The 629-nt window shown below is 74.6% G+C and carries 1 protein-coding gene; it reads left to right on the top strand.

Annotation, left to right across the window (positions count from 1 at the left end; translation table 11 throughout):
* Positions 1-629 (top strand): ABC transporter permease (locus tag FV222_RS28520; RefSeq protein ID WP_147816473.1); only part of this gene is annotated, 629 nt, incomplete at both ends.

Genomic DNA, 629 nt, shown 5'->3' with positions numbered 1-629 from the left:
CTGGCGATCCGCGGCGACCTGTCCGCGCCGGCCGCCGGAGCGGCGGCGGAGCAGCCGGTGGTGCTGGTCGAGAGCCCGGCCAAGGCGCTGGCGACCCCGATCGCGCTGGGCCAGCTCCAGCGCGTGCTGAACGAGGCGCTGCCCGACGTGGTGCTGTCGCGGGTCGTCGCCGACGTCGAGCGCAGCGGCAAGATCGGCGCCGACGAGCGCGCCTTCCTCGACCAGGCCTTCGCCGAGCAGCGCGCCAAGAAGGAACCGTTCAGTTTCGCCTCCCTGGTGGAGCGGCGCAGCACCGCGGCCGGCGCCGCCAACGAGCGGGTGCGCTACTATGCCGGCGCGATCACCGCGGTGTTCCTGCTGTTCGCCGCGATGCAGGGGGCGATGTCGCTCACCGAGGAGCGCGCCACCGGCCTCGCCGACCGGCTGATGGCCGGTCCGGGCGGGCTCGCGGTGATCGTGCTCGGCAAGTTCGCGTTCCTCACCCTCCAGGGCGTCGCCCAGGCCGGGCTGATCTTCGCGGCCGCGGCCCTGTTCTACGGCGTCGAGATCGGGCCGCACTGGCCGGCCTTCCTCGTCACCTGCGTCCTGGTCTCGGCGATGGCGGCCGGGCTGGCGCTCGCCGCCTGCGC

It is taken from the genome of Methylobacterium sp. WL103 (assembly GCF_008039885.1).
In the GTDB taxonomy this organism is placed as follows: domain Bacteria; phylum Pseudomonadota; class Alphaproteobacteria; order Rhizobiales; family Beijerinckiaceae; genus Methylobacterium; species Methylobacterium cerastii.
Note: the sequence above shows the minus strand (reverse complement) of the source record. Positions and strands in the feature narration are given on the sequence as shown.